At 61.7% G+C, this 16253-nt stretch carries 8 protein-coding genes; 5 read left to right on the top strand and 3 right to left on the bottom strand.

Translation table 11 applies throughout. The features are described from left to right. Positions 1 to 110 precede the first annotated feature (110 nt). Positions 111 to 2105: a transketolase gene (gene tkt, locus KW842_RS10930; protein WP_218304107.1), complete on the top strand. Its 1995-nt coding sequence runs from the start codon at positions 111 to 113 to the stop codon at positions 2103 to 2105. Positions 2106 to 2153: 48 nt separating this feature from the next. Beyond that, entirely contained in the window at positions 2154 to 3164 is a 1011-nt protein-coding gene (gene gap, locus KW842_RS10925) for a type I glyceraldehyde-3-phosphate dehydrogenase (RefSeq protein WP_218304106.1), read from the top strand. A 47-nt stretch (positions 3165 to 3211) separates the two neighbouring features. Here gap and KW842_RS10920 read toward each other — a convergent pair whose 3' ends face one another. The 3 genes from KW842_RS10920 to glnE form a co-directional block, all read right to left on the bottom strand. Beyond that, on the bottom strand, positions 3212 to 6112 hold the full coding sequence (locus KW842_RS10920; RefSeq protein WP_218304105.1) for a TonB-dependent receptor domain-containing protein: 2901 nt from the start codon (positions 6110 to 6112) through the stop codon (positions 3212 to 3214). 215 nt (positions 6113 to 6327) lie between these two features. Next, positions 6328 to 6780, bottom strand: a complete 453-nt coding sequence (locus KW842_RS10915) for a cache domain-containing protein (RefSeq protein ID WP_218304104.1) — start codon at positions 6778 to 6780, stop codon at positions 6328 to 6330. A gap of 103 nt (positions 6781 to 6883) precedes the next feature. Beyond that, positions 6884 to 9637, bottom strand: a complete 2754-nt coding sequence (gene glnE / locus KW842_RS10910) for a bifunctional [glutamate--ammonia ligase]-adenylyl-L-tyrosine phosphorylase/[glutamate--ammonia-ligase] adenylyltransferase (protein WP_218304103.1) — start codon at positions 9635 to 9637, stop codon at positions 6884 to 6886. Between the two features lie 113 nt (positions 9638 to 9750). Between glnE and KW842_RS10905 the strand changes: the two genes are divergently transcribed. From KW842_RS10905 to tldD, 3 genes are read left to right on the top strand one after another with little or no spacing between them, the layout of a single operon-like run. Beyond that, entirely contained in the window at positions 9751 to 13911 is a 4161-nt protein-coding gene (locus tag KW842_RS10905) for a YhdP family protein (protein WP_373925164.1), read from the top strand. Further along, positions 13908 to 14708, top strand: coding sequence for a carbon-nitrogen hydrolase family protein (locus tag KW842_RS10900; RefSeq protein ID WP_218304101.1), 801 nt, complete (start codon positions 13908 to 13910; stop codon positions 14706 to 14708). Before KW842_RS10905 ends, KW842_RS10900 begins: the two co-directional genes overlap by 4 nt. A 42-nt stretch (positions 14709 to 14750) precedes the next feature. Next, complete coding sequence (gene tldD, locus KW842_RS10895) at positions 14751 to 16211, top strand: metalloprotease TldD (RefSeq protein WP_218304100.1); 1461 nt, start codon at positions 14751 to 14753, stop codon at positions 16209 to 16211. Positions 16212 to 16253: the final 42 nt, after the last annotated feature.

The following is a 16253-nucleotide window of genomic DNA, read 5'->3' as shown; positions in this document are numbered from 1 at the left end:
CTGTCCGGCGGCTTTTTTTATTGAGGCTCAGGCTCTGATAGAATAGCGGACTACGCAGCTTGGCAGTTGGCAGCATCAGGATTTCAAACCTCCAGCACTTATAGACCATCATGAACACTACGCTCCCGCACCCACAAAAGGCTAACGCGATCCGCGCGCTGGCTATGGACGCCGTCCAGAAGGCCAACTCCGGCCACCCAGGCATGCCGATGGGCATGGCCGAAATCGCTGTTGCGCTGTGGAGTGGCCATTACAGCCACAACCCGGCCAATCCGAAATGGGTGAACCGCGACCGCTTCCTGTTGTCGAACGGCCACGGCTCGATGCTGCATTACGCGCTGCTGCACCTGAGCGGCTATGCGGTGAGCATGGATGACATCAAGGCCTTCCGCCAGATGCACTCGAAGACCCCGGGCCACCCGGAAGTCGGCTACACCCCAGGCGTGGAAACCACCACCGGCCCACTGGGCCAGGGTATCGCCAACGCGGTCGGCATGGCGCTGGCCGAATGGCTGCTGGCAAGCGAATTCAACAAGCCTGGCCTGGACGTGGTCGATCACTACACCTACGCCTTCGTCGGCGACGGCTGCCTGATGGAAGGCATCTCGCACGAAGTGTGCGCACTGGCCGGCACGCTGGGCCTGAAAAAACTGATCGCGCTGTATGACGACAACGGTATCTCGATCGACGGCAAGGTCGAAGGCTGGTTCACCGACGACACCCCGGCACGTTTCGAAGCCTATGGCTGGAACGTGATCCGCGCGGTCGACGGCCACGATGTGGACGCGGTCTCTGCCGCCATCGAAGCCGCCAAGAAGGCTGACAAGCCAACCCTGATCTGCTGCAAAACCATCATCGGCAAAGGTTCGCCTAACCTGCAAGGCGGCGACAAGGTGCACGGCGCCGCGCTGGGCGACAAGGAAGTCGCGGCTGTCCGCGAATACATCGGCTGGAGCGCCGCCCCGTTCGAGATTCCTGCCGACGTGGCCAGCGCCTGGGACTTCACCTCGGTGGGCGCCAAGCTGGAAGCCGACTGGACTGCCAAGTTCGCCGAATATACCGCCAAATACCCGCAAGAAGCCGCTGAGCTGAGCCGCCGCATGGCTGGCGAACTGCCAGGCAACTTCGACGCGGCGCTGGCCGCCGGCATCGCTTCGACGGTCGAGAAGAAAGAAAACATCGCCACCCGCAAGGCCAGCCAGAACGCGATTCAGGCGCTGGCGCCAGTGCTGCCGGAATTCCTGGGCGGCTCGGCCGACCTGACCGGCTCCAACCTGACCAACTGGAAAGAGATTGTTCCAGTGCGTTCCGGCAAGCCAGGCAACCACATCAACTACGGCGTGCGCGAATTCGGCATGTCGGCGATCATGAACGGCGTGGCCCTGCACGGCGGCTACATCCCGTTCGGCGCCACCTTCCTGACCTTCGCCGACTACAGCCGCAACGCGCTGCGCATGGCCGCGCTGATGAAACAGCGTTCGATCTTCGTGTTCACCCACGATTCGATCGGCCTGGGCGAAGACGGCCCGACCCACCAGTCGGTCGAGCACGTATCGTCGCTGCGCCTGATTCCTGGCCTGGACAACTGGCGTCCATGCGACACCACCGAATCGATGGTGGCGTGGGGCGAGGCGGTCAAGCGCCAAACCGGCCCATCGACGCTGATCTTCTCGCGCCAGAACCTGCCTTACCAGGAGCGCAGCGATGCGCAGATCGCCGACATCAAGCGCGGCGGCTATGTGCTGAAAGAAGCGGCTGAAGCCAAAGTCACGCTGATCGCCACCGGTTCGGAAATCGAACTGGCGCAAGCTGCCGCCTCGGCGCTGGCCGCCGAAGGCATTACCGCGCGTGTAGTGTCGATGCCCTCGACCGATGTATTTGACCGTCAGGATGCCGCCTACAAGGCTGCCGTGCTGACCAAGGGCGTGCCACGCGTGGCCATCGAAGCGGGTGTAACCGATTTCTGGTACAAGTACGTCGGCCTGGAAGGCGCTGTGGTCGGCATCGATACCTTCGGTGAGTCGGCTCCGGCAGGCGTGTTGTTCAAGCACTTCGGCTTCACGGTGGACAACGTCGTGGCGAAAGTCAAATCTGTCATTGCTTAATCTATAATTGCTGGTTGCATTAACAATATTTTTAATCAGGAGCAAAGTATGACGATCAAAGTTGCAATCAATGGCTATGGCCGCATCGGCCGTAATGTACTGCGTGCTTTCTACGAAGGCGGTAAAAAGCAAGACATCCAGATCGTGGCGATTAATGACCTGGGCGACGCCAAGTCGAACGCCCACCTGACCCGCTACGACACCGCCCATGGCAAGTTCCCTGGCACCGTGGAAGTCGACGGCGACAATATGATCGTGAACGGCGACAAGATCCGCGTGTTCGCGCAGCGCAACCCGGCTGAAATCCCATGGGGCGAGCTGGGCGTGGACGTGGTGCTGGAGTGCACCGGCTTCTTCACCACCAAAGAAAAAGCTTCGGCCCACCTGAAAGGCGGCGCCAAGAAAGTCATCATCTCGGCACCAGGCGGCAAGGATGTGGACGCAACCGTGGTGTACGGCGTCAATCAGCAAGTGCTGAAAGCCAGCGACACCGTGATTTCGAACGCATCGTGCACCACCAACTGCCTGGCGCCGCTGGTCAAGCCGCTCAACGACGCGATTGGCGTTGAAACCGGCCTGATGACCACCGTGCACGCTTACACCAACGACCAGGTCTTGTCGGACGTGATGCACGAAGACCTGCGCCGCGCCCGTTCGGCTACCCAGTCGATGATCCCGACCAAAACCGGCGCCGCCGCTGCGGTTGGCCTGGTGCTGCCTGAGCTGAATGGCAAGCTGGACGGTTTCGCGATCCGCGTGCCGACCATCAATGTGTCGCTGGTCGACCTGTCGTTCATCGCCAAGCGCGACACCACCGTCGAAGAAGTCAACGCGCTGATGAAGGCCGCTGCTGAAGGCGCGCTGAAAGAAGTACTGACTTACCAGACCGAACCGCTGGTCTCGATCGACTTCAACCACAACCCAGCATCGTCGAACTTCGATTCGACCCTGACCAAAGTGTCGGGCCGTCTGGTGAAAGTATCGTCGTGGTATGACAATGAGTGGGGCTTCTCGAACCGCATGCTGGACACCACCGTTGCACTGATGAACGCGAAGTAATTCGCGCCGCAGTATGACAAAAGGCCACCTCCGGGTGGCCTTTGTTTTTAGCGAAAGCGGTATTCCGCCGTCACGCGCACCGAGCGGCCCTGGACATCGGCCACGCTTTGCGGGATCACGCCGCCGCCATCGGCGTTGAAAGCGCGCAGGTCGAGCGGCGGCCGGCGATTGGTGATATTCCGCACGTACAGCGACAGCGTCAGCCCCTGCAGGGCCTCGTAGCTGAGGTTGTAATCCAGCCTGCCATAGGCCTTGATCCGGCATTCGGCGGCGCTCCAGTCGCGTTGCTGGCAACCGTCGAGCGTGTACAGATCATCGTAGTAATCATCGTTCAGCGAGGTTTTGCTGTTGTACACCAGCCGCAGTCCGTTGATGAGCTTGCCCGTCTGTAGCGCGGCGGTCAGATTGGCCACGGTTTTCGAATAGCCGTAGCGGCCGGCCAGGTTGTCGCCGTAATCATTCAGCGTCGAGCTGAAATTCTTCAATTCGAGTAAATAGGTGGCGTTCAAGCCCAGGTCGAGCCGGCCGATGCGGGTGGCGATGCGCGAATTGGCGCTCAGGTCGACGCCGCTGGTCTTGGTGCGCGCCACGTTCTCGAACTGGCCCGAAGTCGACAGCAGCGAGCCGGCCGTGACGCCGTAACGTGCTTGCTCGGCCAGGCTGAAGGTCTTGTCCTGCGACAGCGGCGCGCGGTTGATGACGCCGGGCGGCTGGTCGTTTTCGGCGGCCAGCAGGTCTTCGGTGGATTTCAGGCCGATCTCGTCCTTGCGTTCGATATGCCAGTAATCCAGCGACAGATTCGAACCCTTGACCGGCTCCAGCACCATGCCGATGGTGGCGCTGCGGCTGGTTTCCGGCTTCAGTCCCGGATTGTTGCGCACGATGCTGGCCACGCCCTTGGCGCATTCATTCTGATAGACGATGTCGGCGCGCGCCAGCAGCAGTGCCTGGTTTGGATCGCTGGCCGGCAGCGCCTCGGCCTGGCTGCGCAAATCGTCCGCCAGCGCATTCGCTTGGGAGCAGCGTTTCGGGTCCTGCTTGCCGTTGTCGAAGGCGAACTTGCTCGACTGCGCACTCTCGGTCAGATTGGGCGCACGGAAGCCGCCTTCGTAGGTGGCGCGCAGCATCAGCGCCGGGGTCACTTCCCAGCGCGCGGCCACCTTGGGCGAGGCGTGCGCCTTGAAGCCGGGGAATTTGTCGACGCGCGCCGCACCGACCAGCTCCAGCTTGTCGGTCACCGGCAGGTTGACCTCGGTGAACACCGCCTCGGTGGTGCGGCTGGCGTCGGCGGTGGCGGCACCGTTGCCGACGATGTCGCCGGTTAGCAAGTTGGCGGTCGGGGTGATGCGGAATTTCTCATGCCGGACTTCGCCGCCGATCGCCAGCCCGATGGCGCGGTCGCTGATCTTGCCGATCTCGCCGCTGATCTTGCCGTCGATGAAATATTGGGTGATCTTGCCGTCATAGCCCTGTTCCGGGAATAGCTGGCGCAGCACTTCCGGCGAATTGGTTTGGCCCAGCTTGTACAGCTGATTGAAGAAATTCGGATCAGCGGCGGTGTATTCGCAATAGCCGGGGAAGTTGGCTTCGCAGTCGGGATCGCCGGCCAGGGTGCGGTTGTAGTCGCCGACCACGGCCTTGAAGCCGCTGTCGCTGAGCGCGCCGGCGTTGCGCATTTTGGTCTTGCTGCCCATCACGCCGGCCGCGCTGTCCCAGTCCCATTTGCCGGCCCAGGTGCCGCGCAGACCGGCCAGCACGCGGTACTGGTCGCTATCGACCGGGCTGGCGTAGGGCGAATCGAGGAAGCGGTAGCGCAATTCCAGCGGTTCGCCGGTGGTGTTCAGCGGCGACGCCGGCGACAGGAAACGGTAGCCGAACAGTCTGCCATCGCCGGTTGCGGGATCGCCCCAGACGGCATCCGGATTCGTCGAGCCGTAGGTGCCGGACGCGCCGATATAGGTGGTCTTGGTCTTGGAATACAGGATTTCCGAATAGGCGTCGATATCGTTGTTGAGCTTCAGCTTGCCCGATACCAGCGCGTTGACGCGGTCGGCCTTGGGAATGGCCTCGAAGCGGGCGTAGCGGTCATAAATGCACAGTCCGGCGCTATTCAGCGTGGCGCAGCCGGCGATCGGCCCCTGGCCGATCAGATTGCCTGGATAGCTGAAGGTCGATGGTGCGCCCCGGTTGCCGAACTTCAGGCCGCTGCCGGGCGCCAGCGCGGAGAATTTTTCGCCGTAGCCGGGATTGATATCGTCCACCACATCGCGCCAGATGACGCTGTCGCGGTGAAAGACTTCGATGTTGGCCAGCACATTGTAACCGTCCCGGCCATAGTCGCCGACGCCGCCGGTGAGGCTGGCGGTCTTGGTTTTGAACTGCTGGTTCTTGAGCGATTGCTCATAATTTCCGCGCACCTGCACGCCCTGGAAATCGCTGCGGGTAATGATGTTGATGACACCGGCCACCGCATCGGAGCCGTAAATGGCCGAGCCGCCATTGCGCAATACCTCGATCCGGTCAATCGCGTCCAGCGGCAAAGTATCGAGATTGGTAAATACTTCGTTATAGTCGGCCAGGCCATATGGCGCGACGCGGCGCGAATTTAATAATACCAGGGTGGACTGTTTGCCGAGATTACGCAGCGATGCCGATGAAGCGCCACCGGCAAAAGAATTCGATCCGCCTATATCCGATAAAGCGCTGCTGCTGGAGGAGGTCAGAGTATCGATGACATCGCGCACGGAGTTAACCCCGAGCCGGCCAATTTCTTCCCGGCGCAATACCTGCACCGGCGTGGCGGTTTCCACATCAATCCGCTTGATGTTGGAGCCGGTAATAATCACTTTCTCTATCGGCGGATTGCTTTCCTGCGCGATTGCAATAGATGAGGTGGCCAGTGCCATGGCGACGGCAATAACACCGTCTTTTAAAACGATCTTATCCATTCAAGCTCCCTGGTGGTGATTGATAATGTTTATTTGGCGACGCTGAATTTAGTATAAGCAGCAAACCAGGAATAATCAGCAGGGATGAGCAATCGTGCGCAGGAACTTGTATCAGACTGGTTTTTGGTGTTTTCGCGCCAATTTTTAGCATGATTGGCTGAGCAGGGACGTAAAAAAGCCGGGCCAGGCCCGGCTTGTCAGGACAAATGCGGTGCTTACTGGTAAGCGCCGGAACCGATCAGATAATCATCGACCCGCTCGACATAACCCGCCTTGGCTTCTACCGTCTTGGTAAGCGGATTCGGCCATTTAAAATATACCCAGCCATTCCCTTGGTTTTTAGCAACCTTAATCATATCCTGAACGATCATTTTGCTTTCATAATCTTTCAAGCCAATAAGAGATTTTCCCACCATTTTAGGATTATTTCCGTGTGCCAAGGCATTACCCTTGAAGTCGTACACGTAGATATATAAATCACGGTCATGAAAGGCGGTATTGTTGGGATCTGAAATCGCGGCAAAGGTTTGTTCCTTGCCTTGAGTCTTTACCATTGCCACGGCTTTTTTAACCATTGCAATAGCTTCCGAGCGCGTGCCCCGTTCCGCAGCTGACGACACCCCACACAACGCAAAACTGATTGCGGCTGCCGCAAATAATGTTTTCATGCGTATTCTCCAGGTTTTAATAGCAGCTTGCGCTGCGCTTTTTTATGTCTTCAGAACTAGGCATAGTAGCGCAGCTCAGCAACCTTTGCTGGAGGAAATGTTGCTAAGTGCCAACATCGTTGCCGAACAAGCTGTCCCACAAGGCGCGTACCTGCACCGCCTGTTCCGCCACCAGCTCCGGCGCGATGCGCGCCAGGTCTTGTCCCTGCAAGCGCAATTGGTGCTGTAGCTTGCGGTATTTGCGGTAGGCATCGGCCACGCTGGCGGCCAGGCCGGCGTCGATCAGGCCGAGTTCGGCGCAGATTTTCAGCAGTGCGATATTGCCGAAGTTGGCGGTCAGCTGCGGATAAGTATGTGCATATTGCAACACCAAGTACTGCACGATGAACTCGATATCGATCATGCCGCCCGGATCTTGCTTCAGGTCGAACAGGGCGCTGGTATTCGGTTTGGCGTCGACCATGCGCTTGCGCATGGCGATCACTTCCTGCTTCAGCGGACCATCGGCTGGGCGCTCCTTGCGCAGCACCGTGTCACGGATGTCGTCGAAACGTAGTCCGATAGATAAGTCGCCGGCACAATAGCGGGCGCGGGTCAGCGCCTGGTGCTCCCATACCCAGGCCGAATTGCTCTGGTATTTTTCAAACGAGGTGACCGAGGACACCAGCATGCCACTGGCGCCGTCCGGCCGCAGCGCGGTGTCGATGTCGAACAGGATGCCGGCCGAGGTGTGCGAAGTCATCCAGGTGATGAAGCGCTGCGCCAGCTTGGCGTACTGGGCCGGCGCTTCCTGGTCGGGATCGTCGTACAGGAAGATCACGTCCAGGTCGGATACATAGCCCAGTTCCTTGCCGCCCAGCTTGCCGTAGGCGATGACGGTGAATAGCGGCACTTCGCGGTGGCGCGTGGCCACCGTCTGCCATACCGCCTTGATGGTGGCCGCGACGATGGTGTCAGCCAGCGCCGACAGGTGGTCGGCCAGCTTTTCCACCGTCAGGTCGCCGGCCAAGTCCTGCGCCAGCAGGTGGAATAGCTGGGCGTGGTGGATTTCGCGCAGGATGTCCATCTGACGCTCGGTATCACCGGGCGCGGCCGCCAGTTGCTGGTCGATATCGGTGGCCAGCGCGACCGGATCGAAGACCGCGTTGCGCACCCGGTCGTCCAGCAACTCGTCCAGCAGGATAGGGTGCTGGCTGAGGAATTTGGCGCCCCAGCCGCTGGCGTGCACCATGCGGATCACCCGCGCCAGTGTGTGCGGATACTCGGTCAGCAGCGACAGATAGGCGGAGCGGCGTGCGATCGCTTCCAGGAAATCCAGCAGCCGGCCCAGCGTCGCCAGCTGGTTGCCGCCGCTGGATTCCTGGGCGGCCTGGACGATCAGCGGCAGCGCCGCATTGATCAGCCCCTGCAGGCGGTTGCGGCTGGCTTCCGGCATGGATTGCAGGCGCGGCGCCTGCCAGGTGGCGATCAGGCGCTTGGTGGCGGCGTCCGGATCGTCGAAGCCGAGCGCGGTAAAGCGGGCCACCATCGCCTCGCGGTTGTCGGGATCGGCGCATTCATTGCTGGATTGCAGTTCGATATCGTTTTCGCTGCTCTCGGTCTTGTCCGAGAACATCTCGTCAAACTGGCCGGCGACAAACTGGCGATGGGCTTCCAGCTGGGCCAGCAGGGTGGCCACGTCGGGCAGGCCCATCATCGCAGCCACTGTCTGCCGGTCGGCGTCGTTGGCGGGCAGGGTGTGGGTCTGGGCGTCGTCCAGGTATTGCAGGCGGTGCTCCAGATTGCGCAAAAAGGTGTAAGAAGCCAGAAGTTGATAGACGATGGCGTGGCTGAGCAGTCCTTTTTCGGCAATGATGCGCAGCGTGGTGCGGGTTGAGCGGTCGCGCAGGGCGGCGTCGCGGCCGCCGCGTATCAGCTGGAATACCTGCGCCAGAAATTCGATTTCGCGGATACCGCCCCGGCCCAGCTTGACGTTGTTGCTGCGGTCCGGGTGCAGCCGTTCCTGGCGGTTCACTTCAGCGCGGATTTGCGCGTGCATATTGCGGATCGCGTCAATCACGCCAAAGTCCAGGTAGCGGCGGAAGCAGAACGGACGCACAATCGCATCGAGTGCGGCGATATCCTCGGCGCGCCCGGTGACAGCGCGCGCCTTTACCCAGGCGTAGCGCTCCCACTCGCGGCCCTGGACGATCAGATAGTTCTCCACCATGGCCAGGCTGGCGGCCAGCGGGCCGGAGTTGCCATTCGGGCGCAGGGCCATATCGACGCGGAAGGTGTAGCCATCTTCGGTGATCTCCGCCAGCGCGGCGATCAGCTTTTTGCCCAGGCGGACGAAGAATTCGTGGTTGGACAGGCTGCGCTGGCCCGGACCGGCGGCGGTGTCGCCGTCTTCCGGGTAGACGAAGATCAGGTCGATGTCGGACGAGACATTGAGTTCGCCGCCGCCTTGCTTGCCCATCGCCAGCACCATCATTTCCTGCGGCTGGCCGGCATCGTGGCTGAGCGGCTGGCCGTGCGCCGCCACCATGTCGGCGTGCAGTTCGGCCAGGTGGCGCTGGATGGCGAAGTCGGCGAAGCGTGTCATGGTTTCCACCACTTCGGCCAGGTTGGCCTGGCCTGCCAGGTCGCGGCGGATCAGCGTGCACACTAGCAGGTTGCGCAGGCGGCGCATGGCGCGCACCAGCGGCAAATTACCATTTGCTTCTTTTTGTAAATAATCCGCGAGATCGATCTTGGCAAGCGATAATTGCGCGAGTTCATCGATCTTGGCGGCGCGGTCGGGCGCGGCGGACAGCCAGCGCTGGTAGAAACGAGATGCAGATGGCGGTACGGACGGGGAGACGGACGGTGAACTCATAGAGGGATAAGGTAGAATTGCTCCGGAAAACCGAGTGTAGCGCGAGTTTGCTATTTATTTGACGCATGGCCTGATTTATTAGCGTATTAATGCAAAAAACAGAAGAGGAGACCGTGACAGGCGAAAGCCCATTGGCTGCGCGCTGGCATCGGCTTCGTGCCGCCTACCGTTTCTGCAATCTGGCCACCTATCATGTGCTGGGCTTCACGCTGAAGCTGGCGCTGCTGCTGTATTTTGCCTTCACCATCCTGTTCCTGACGCTGCGCTACGTGGTGCTGCCAAATATCGACCACTACAAGGACGATATCGAGCGCGCCGCCAGCCGCGCGATCGGCAACCAGGTCACAATTTCCCGTGTGTATGCCTCGTGGAGCGGCTTCCGTCCCAATCTGTTCCTGGGTGACGTGGTGCTGCACGACCAGCAGGGCCGTCCGGCGCTGACCTTGCCGAGCGTGTCGGCCACGCTGTCGTGGTGGACGGCGGTCACCGCCAAAGTACGTTTCCATGCGCTGGAACTGAACCGCCCTGATCTCGATGTGCTGCGCGACCGCGACGGCAAGCTGTACGTGGCCGGCATCTTTATCGACCCCAGCAAGCCGAGCGACGGCAAAGGCCTGGACTGGCTGCTGACCCAGCGCCAGATCGTCATCAACCAGGGGCGCGTGCAATGGACTGACCGCAGCCGAGCCGCGCCGCCGCTGGTGCTGGACCAGCTGGCGCTGGTGATGCAAAACAACTGGCTGCACCATGAGTTTTCGCTGCGCGCCACGCCGCCGGCCGCGCTGGCGGCGCCGCTCGACCTGCGCGCCAACTTCACCCATCCAGCGTTTGGTGCACGCGTCTCCAATTTCTCGATGTGGAAGGGCGAGGTCTACGCCGACGTGCGCGGCGCCGATCTGCTGGCCTGGAAGACCTGGATCGATTACCCGTTTGAACTGAGCAAGGGCAAGGGCTCGCTGCGCGCCTGGGTGGCAATCGACCAGTCTCGCCTGACCAGTTTCACCGCTGATGTCGGCTTGGGCGATATCACCGCCGTGCTGGGCAAGGAATTGCCGCTGCTGGACCTGCAACAGCTGCAAGGCCGGGTGGCGATGCACGAAGATATCCGCCCGGCGCTGGCGCACAAGGGGGCCGCCACGCCGCGCTTCGGCGCGCTGGGCCACACGCTGGAACTGCGCAATCTGACGCTGACCACGCGTGATGGCCTGGTGATGGCGCCGACTTCGCTGTCGGAAACCTATGTGGCAGCCGCTGGCGCCAAACCGGAAAAAGTCGAAGTGCGGGCGCGCCAGCTGGACCTGCAAACGCTGGCCGGCCTGGCTGAGCGCATGCCGCTGAGCGAACACCAGCACAAGCTGGTGGCCGGCTTCGCGCCGCGGGGTTTATTGCAGAATTTCTCGGCCGAATGGCAAGGCGTATTCCCTGCCTTGCAGACATACCGCGTCAAGGGCGACCTGGTCGGCCTGGGCCTGAAGCCGCAGCCGCCGCGCCTGCCGCAAGCCAGGTCGGGCAAGACGCCAGCGATTGCCGGCATGCCAGCCATACCCGGCTTCGATAACCTGAGCGGTTCGATTGACGCCACCGAGAAGGGCGGCAGCTTTAGCCTGAATTCGCAGCAGCTGGTGTTGCAGATGCCGGATTATTTCGCCGAGGCGTCGATGCCGTTCGACCATCTGAACTTGCAGGCGCGCTGGTCGTTTGAAGCGGACAACCAGCTGCGCTTCCAGATCGACAGCATGGACTTCGAGCAGGAGGGCTTGCAGGGCACGCTGCAAGGCACGCATCTGCTTTCGCTGGCCGGCAAAGGTCCCGGCACGGCCGACCTGACCGGCACGCTGACCGGCTTCCAGATCAACCGCATCGGCCGCTACCTGCCGATGCAGACGCCGCACGACATCACCCACTGGCTGACCGGCGCGCTGGAAGGCGGCGTCGCCAGCGATGTGACGATACGCCTGCGCGGCGACCTGGCGCACTTCCCCTTCCATGGCGAGAGTAAGTCGCGTGGTGAGTTCCGCGTGGCCGGCAAGCTGAACGACGCCAGGCTGAATTACGAGCCTGGCTACTATCTGCATGACGGCAAGGAATTGGGCAAGGATGGCAAGCCGCTGCCGCTGTGGCCGCAGGCCGAGCACATCAAGGGCAGCTTTGTGTTCGAGCGCGCGCGCATGGAAATTCGCGGCGATACCGCCACCACCGCCGGCGTTGCGCTGAGCAATGTGAAGGCGGTCATTCCGGATTTGAGCATCCACGATTCGATGCTGGAAATCGACGGCAACGCGGCCGGCCAGATGCAGGAATTCCTCAAGTATGTGGCGATCAGCCCGGTACTCGGCTGGATCTCGCACTTTACCGATGAAACCCAGGCCACCGGCAACGCCAAGCTGGCGCTGAGCCTGCGCATTCCGCTGGCGCATGCGCTGGACACCAAAGTCAACGGCACGCTGACGCTGGCCAATAATGACATCACGCTGATGAACGATTTGCCGGTGGTGCAATCGTCGCAGGGCAAGATCGAATTCAACGAGCATGGCGTCAATCTGAACCAGCTGTCGGGTAATTTCCTGGGCGGGCCGGTGTCGATTACCGGCGGCAGCCAGAAGGATAATGCCATCGTGGTGAAGCTGGCCGGCCTGATCACGGCCGACGGCTTCCGCCAGACTTACAGCATGCCGGCGATGCAGCGCCTGGCCGATCATTTCTCCGGCAGCGCACGCTATACCGGCACCATCACCGCACGCGACCATCAATTGCAAATTGCTGTGGATTCCAGCTTGAGCGGCCTTGGCTTGGACCTGCCGGCGCCGCTGAACAAGCCCGCCACCGACAGCATGCCGGTGCGCTTCCTGCTCAACGCCGGCCTGACACCGGATGCGGGCGGGCTGCTGCATGACGATATCCGCATCAGCCTGGGCAACAGTGTCATGGCGCGCTACCAGCGCCAGAAGATGATGCGCCAGCACTGGAAGCTGGTGCGCGGCGGCATCGGCGTCAACGCGCCGGCGCCGGAGCCGGAGAGCGGCCTGGCGTTCAATCTCAACCTGCGCCAGCTGAATGCGGACAGCTGGCTGGACTTTGGCGACGCCATCGCTGGCAAGGATGGCACCGGCGCTGGAGCAGCGTCCGGCGCGGACGCCAGCGACTTCACCGGCTATGTGGTGCCGGACGCCATTGCTGCCCGCTCCAGCGAACTGATTATCGGCGGCCGCAAGCTGGAAAACATCGTGGTCGGCGTCACCCATCAAAAAGGCAGCTGGCAGGCCAGCATCGATTCGACTCAGGCGAATGGCTATCTGACCTGGGCCGAGCCATCGACCGGCGCCGGCCTGGGCAAGGTGACGGCGCGGCTGTCGTCGCTGGTGATACCGGAATCCGCGTCCGGCGAAGTGCAGGAGCTGTTGGACGGCAAGAGCGCCGCCGCCACCATCCCGGCGCTGGACGTGGTGGTGGAGCGTTTTGAACTGTTCAACAAGCCGCTGGGGCGGCTGGAACTGCAGGCCAATAACGTCCAGCTGCAAAATGCGCGCGAATGGCGCGTCAGCAAGCTGTCGCTGGCCAATGCCGATGGCGAGCTGAACGGCACCGGCAAATGGGTCAGCAAGGGCGGGGTGCATGACACCAGCCTCAACTTCAACCTGGCAATCCGCGATTCCGGCAAGCTGCTGGAGCGTTTCGGCTATGTCGATACCATCAAGGGCGGCAAAGGATCGCTGAAGGGGGATATCGCATGGAAAGGCTTGCCGTATTCGCTGGACCTGCCTAGCCTGTCGGGCCAGATCATGCTGGGCGTGGAGAAAGGCCAGTTCCTCAAGCAAGATCCGGGCGCCGCCAAGCTGCTGGGCGTGCTCAGCCTGCAAGCCTTGCCGCGCCTGCTGAAGCTGGACTTCCACGATGTTTTCTCGGAAGGTCTGGCGTTCGACGGCATTACCGCCAGCGCCAACATCAATCGCGGCATCGTCCGCACCGACAACTTGAAAATGCACGGCGTGTCCGCAACTGTGTTGATGGACGGCAGTGCCGATATCGCCAATGAAACCACCAACCTGCATGTGGTGGTGATTCCCGAGGTCAACCTCGGCACCGCGCCGCTGGTGTATGCGCTGGCGGTCAATCCGGTGATCGGGCTGGGCAGCTTCCTGGCGCAGCTCTTCCTCAGCGCCCCGGTGATGAAAGCCTTGACCTATCATATGCAGGTGACCGGCCCGTGGAAAGCGCCGGTGGTCACCAAGCTGGACGCCGCCAAACTAGAACAGTCAGCCAAAGGAACGCCATGAACCATATCGTTGCCGCCGTACAAATGATTTCCTCGCCCACCGTGGAAGAAAACATCGCCACTGCGCGCCGCCTGGTGACCCAGGCCGCGCAGGGCGGCGCCAAGCTGGTGCTGTTGCCGGAATACTGGGCCATCATGGGTGTGCACGATAGCGACAAGGTGAAAGTCGCCGAGCCGCTGGGCCAGGGACCGATCCAGGACTTCATGTCCGGGCTGGCGCGCGAGCTGAAAATCTGGCTGATCGGTGGCACCTTGCCGCTGGCGTCCGATGAGGCCGACAAAGTCATCAACACCACGCTGGTGTACAACCCGGATGGCGAGCATGCCAGCCGCTACGACAAGATCCACCTGTTCGGCTTCAGCAAGGGCACGGAGTCGTACAACGAATCGAAAACCATCGTGCCGGGCAAGAACCTGGGTGTGTTCGAGGCGCCGTTCGGCAAGGTCGGCATGTCGGTGTGCTATGACCTGCGTTTCCCGGAGCTGTTCCGCGCGATGGGGCCGGTGTCGCTGATCGTGCTGCCCGCCGCGTTTACCTATACCACCGGCATGGCGCACTGGGAAATCCTGCTGCGCGCGCGCGCCATCGAAAACCAGTGCTATGTGCTGGCGGCGGCGCAGGGCGGCATCCATCCGAACGGCCGCCGCACCTGGGGCCACAGCATGCTGATCGACCCGTGGGGCACGGTCAAGTCGGTGCTGGCTGAGGGCGAGGGCGTGGTGCAGGGCGAAATCGACCTCGAATACATGGAAGGCGTGCGCGACAGCCTGCCGGCATTGAAACACCGGACCATGTGATATCCACTACAATGCCGGTAACACCTCATAGAAAGCCTCACCATGAAGCCATTTGAACCGAATCTGTCCACCCTGGCCGTAGCGCGCGATATCCTGCTGACGCCGTTCGGGCTGGACGAAGGCAAGCTGCTCAAGACCCTGGGCACCATGTTCACCCATAAAGTCGACTATGCCGACTTGTATTTCCAATTTACCAAAAACGAAGGCTGGAGCCTGGAAGAGGGCATCGTCAAGACCGGCAGTTTTTCGATCGACCAGGGCGTCGGCGTGCGCGCCGTGTCGGGCGACAAGACCGCGTTTTCGTACTCGGATGAAATCTCCGAAGCGGCGCTGCTGGACGCCGCCTCCGCCACCCGCACCATCGCCCGTGCTGGCGCTGGCAAGATCAAGGTGGCTGGCGCGATGAACCATGTCGGCGGCCGCTCGCTGTACCTGCCGCACGATCCGCTGGTGTCGCTGGATGCGACCGCCAAGGTCAAGCTGCTGGAGCGTATCGAGAAAATGGCGCGCGCCAAAGATCCGCGCGTGGTGCAAGTGATGGCCAGCCTGGCCGGCGAATACGATGTGGTGCTGGTGGTGCGCAGCGATGGCGTGCTGGCGGCCGATATCCGTCCGCTGGTGCGGGTGTCGCTGACGGTGATCGTCGAACAGAACGGCCGCCGCGAAGTCGGCTCGTCGGGCGGCGGCGGCCGCTACGACTATGGCTATTTCAGCGACGCGCTGCTGGAACAATATGCGGATGACGCCGTGAAATCGGCGCTGGTCAACCTGGACGCGCGCCCGGCGCCGGCCGGTCCGATGACCGTGGTGCTCGGCCCTGGCTGGCCGGGCATCTTGCTGCACGAAGCGATTGGTCACGGCCTGGAAGGCGACTTCAACCGCAAGGGTTCGTCGACCTTCGCTGGCCGCATCGGCGACCGCGTGGCGGCGAAAGGCGTGACCGTGGTGGATGACGGCACGCTGGCGGATCGCCGCGGCTCGCTGAACATCGATGACGAAGGCAATCCGACCCAGTGCACCACGCTGATCGAAGACGGCATCCTGAAAGGCTACATCCAGGACACCATGAACGCGCGCCTGATGAAAATGCCGGTGACCGGCAACGCGCGCCGCGAATCGTTCGCGCACCTGCCGATGCCGCGCATGACCAACACCTATATGCTGGGTGGCGATAAAGATCCGGGCGAGATTCTGGCGTCGGTGAAGAATGGCCTGTATGCGGTCAACTTCGGTGGTGGTCAGGTAGATATCACCAACGGCAAGTTCGTGTTCTCCGCCAGCGAGGCCTATATGATCGAAAACGGCAAAATCACCTATCCGGTGAAAGGTGCTACGCTGATCGGCAACGGTCCGGAAGTGCTGAACCGCGTCTCGATGATAGGCAACGACATGAAGCTGGACCCAGGCGTGGGCGTATGCGGCAAGGAAGGCCAGAGTGTGCCGGTCGGCGTAGGCCAGCCGACACTGCGCATCGACGGCGTCACCGTCGGCGGCACCGCCTAAAAACCGGGGTCAGTTCCGCCAAACGTTTGGCGGAACTGACCC

The organism is Duganella sp. sic0402 (assembly GCF_019219065.1).
Lineage (GTDB): Bacteria > Pseudomonadota > Gammaproteobacteria > Burkholderiales > Burkholderiaceae_D > Rugamonas.
This window is presented reverse-complemented; position numbering and strand designations above follow the sequence as displayed.

Bases quoted from the DNA above. Each gene is read 5' to 3' on its own strand.
- KW842_RS10920 (WP_218304105.1), bottom strand. From the start codon at position 6,112: ATGGATAAGATCGTTTTAAAAGACGGTGTTATTGCCGTCGCCATGGCA.
- tkt (WP_218304107.1), top strand. From the start codon at position 111: ATGAACACTACGCTCCCGCACCCACAAAAGGCTAACGCGATCCGCGCG.
- gap (WP_218304106.1), top strand. From the start codon at position 2,154: ATGACGATCAAAGTTGCAATCAATGGCTATGGCCGCATCGGCCGTAAT.
- tldD (WP_218304100.1), top strand. From the start codon at position 14,751: ATGAAGCCATTTGAACCGAATCTGTCCACCCTGGCCGTAGCGCGCGAT.
- KW842_RS10915 (WP_218304104.1), bottom strand. From the start codon at position 6,780: ATGAAAACATTATTTGCGGCAGCCGCAATCAGTTTTGCGTTGTGTGGG.
- glnE (WP_218304103.1), bottom strand. From the start codon at position 9,637: ATGAGTTCACCGTCCGTCTCCCCGTCCGTACCGCCATCTGCATCTCGT.
- KW842_RS10900 (WP_218304101.1), top strand. From the start codon at position 13,908: ATGAACCATATCGTTGCCGCCGTACAAATGATTTCCTCGCCCACCGTG.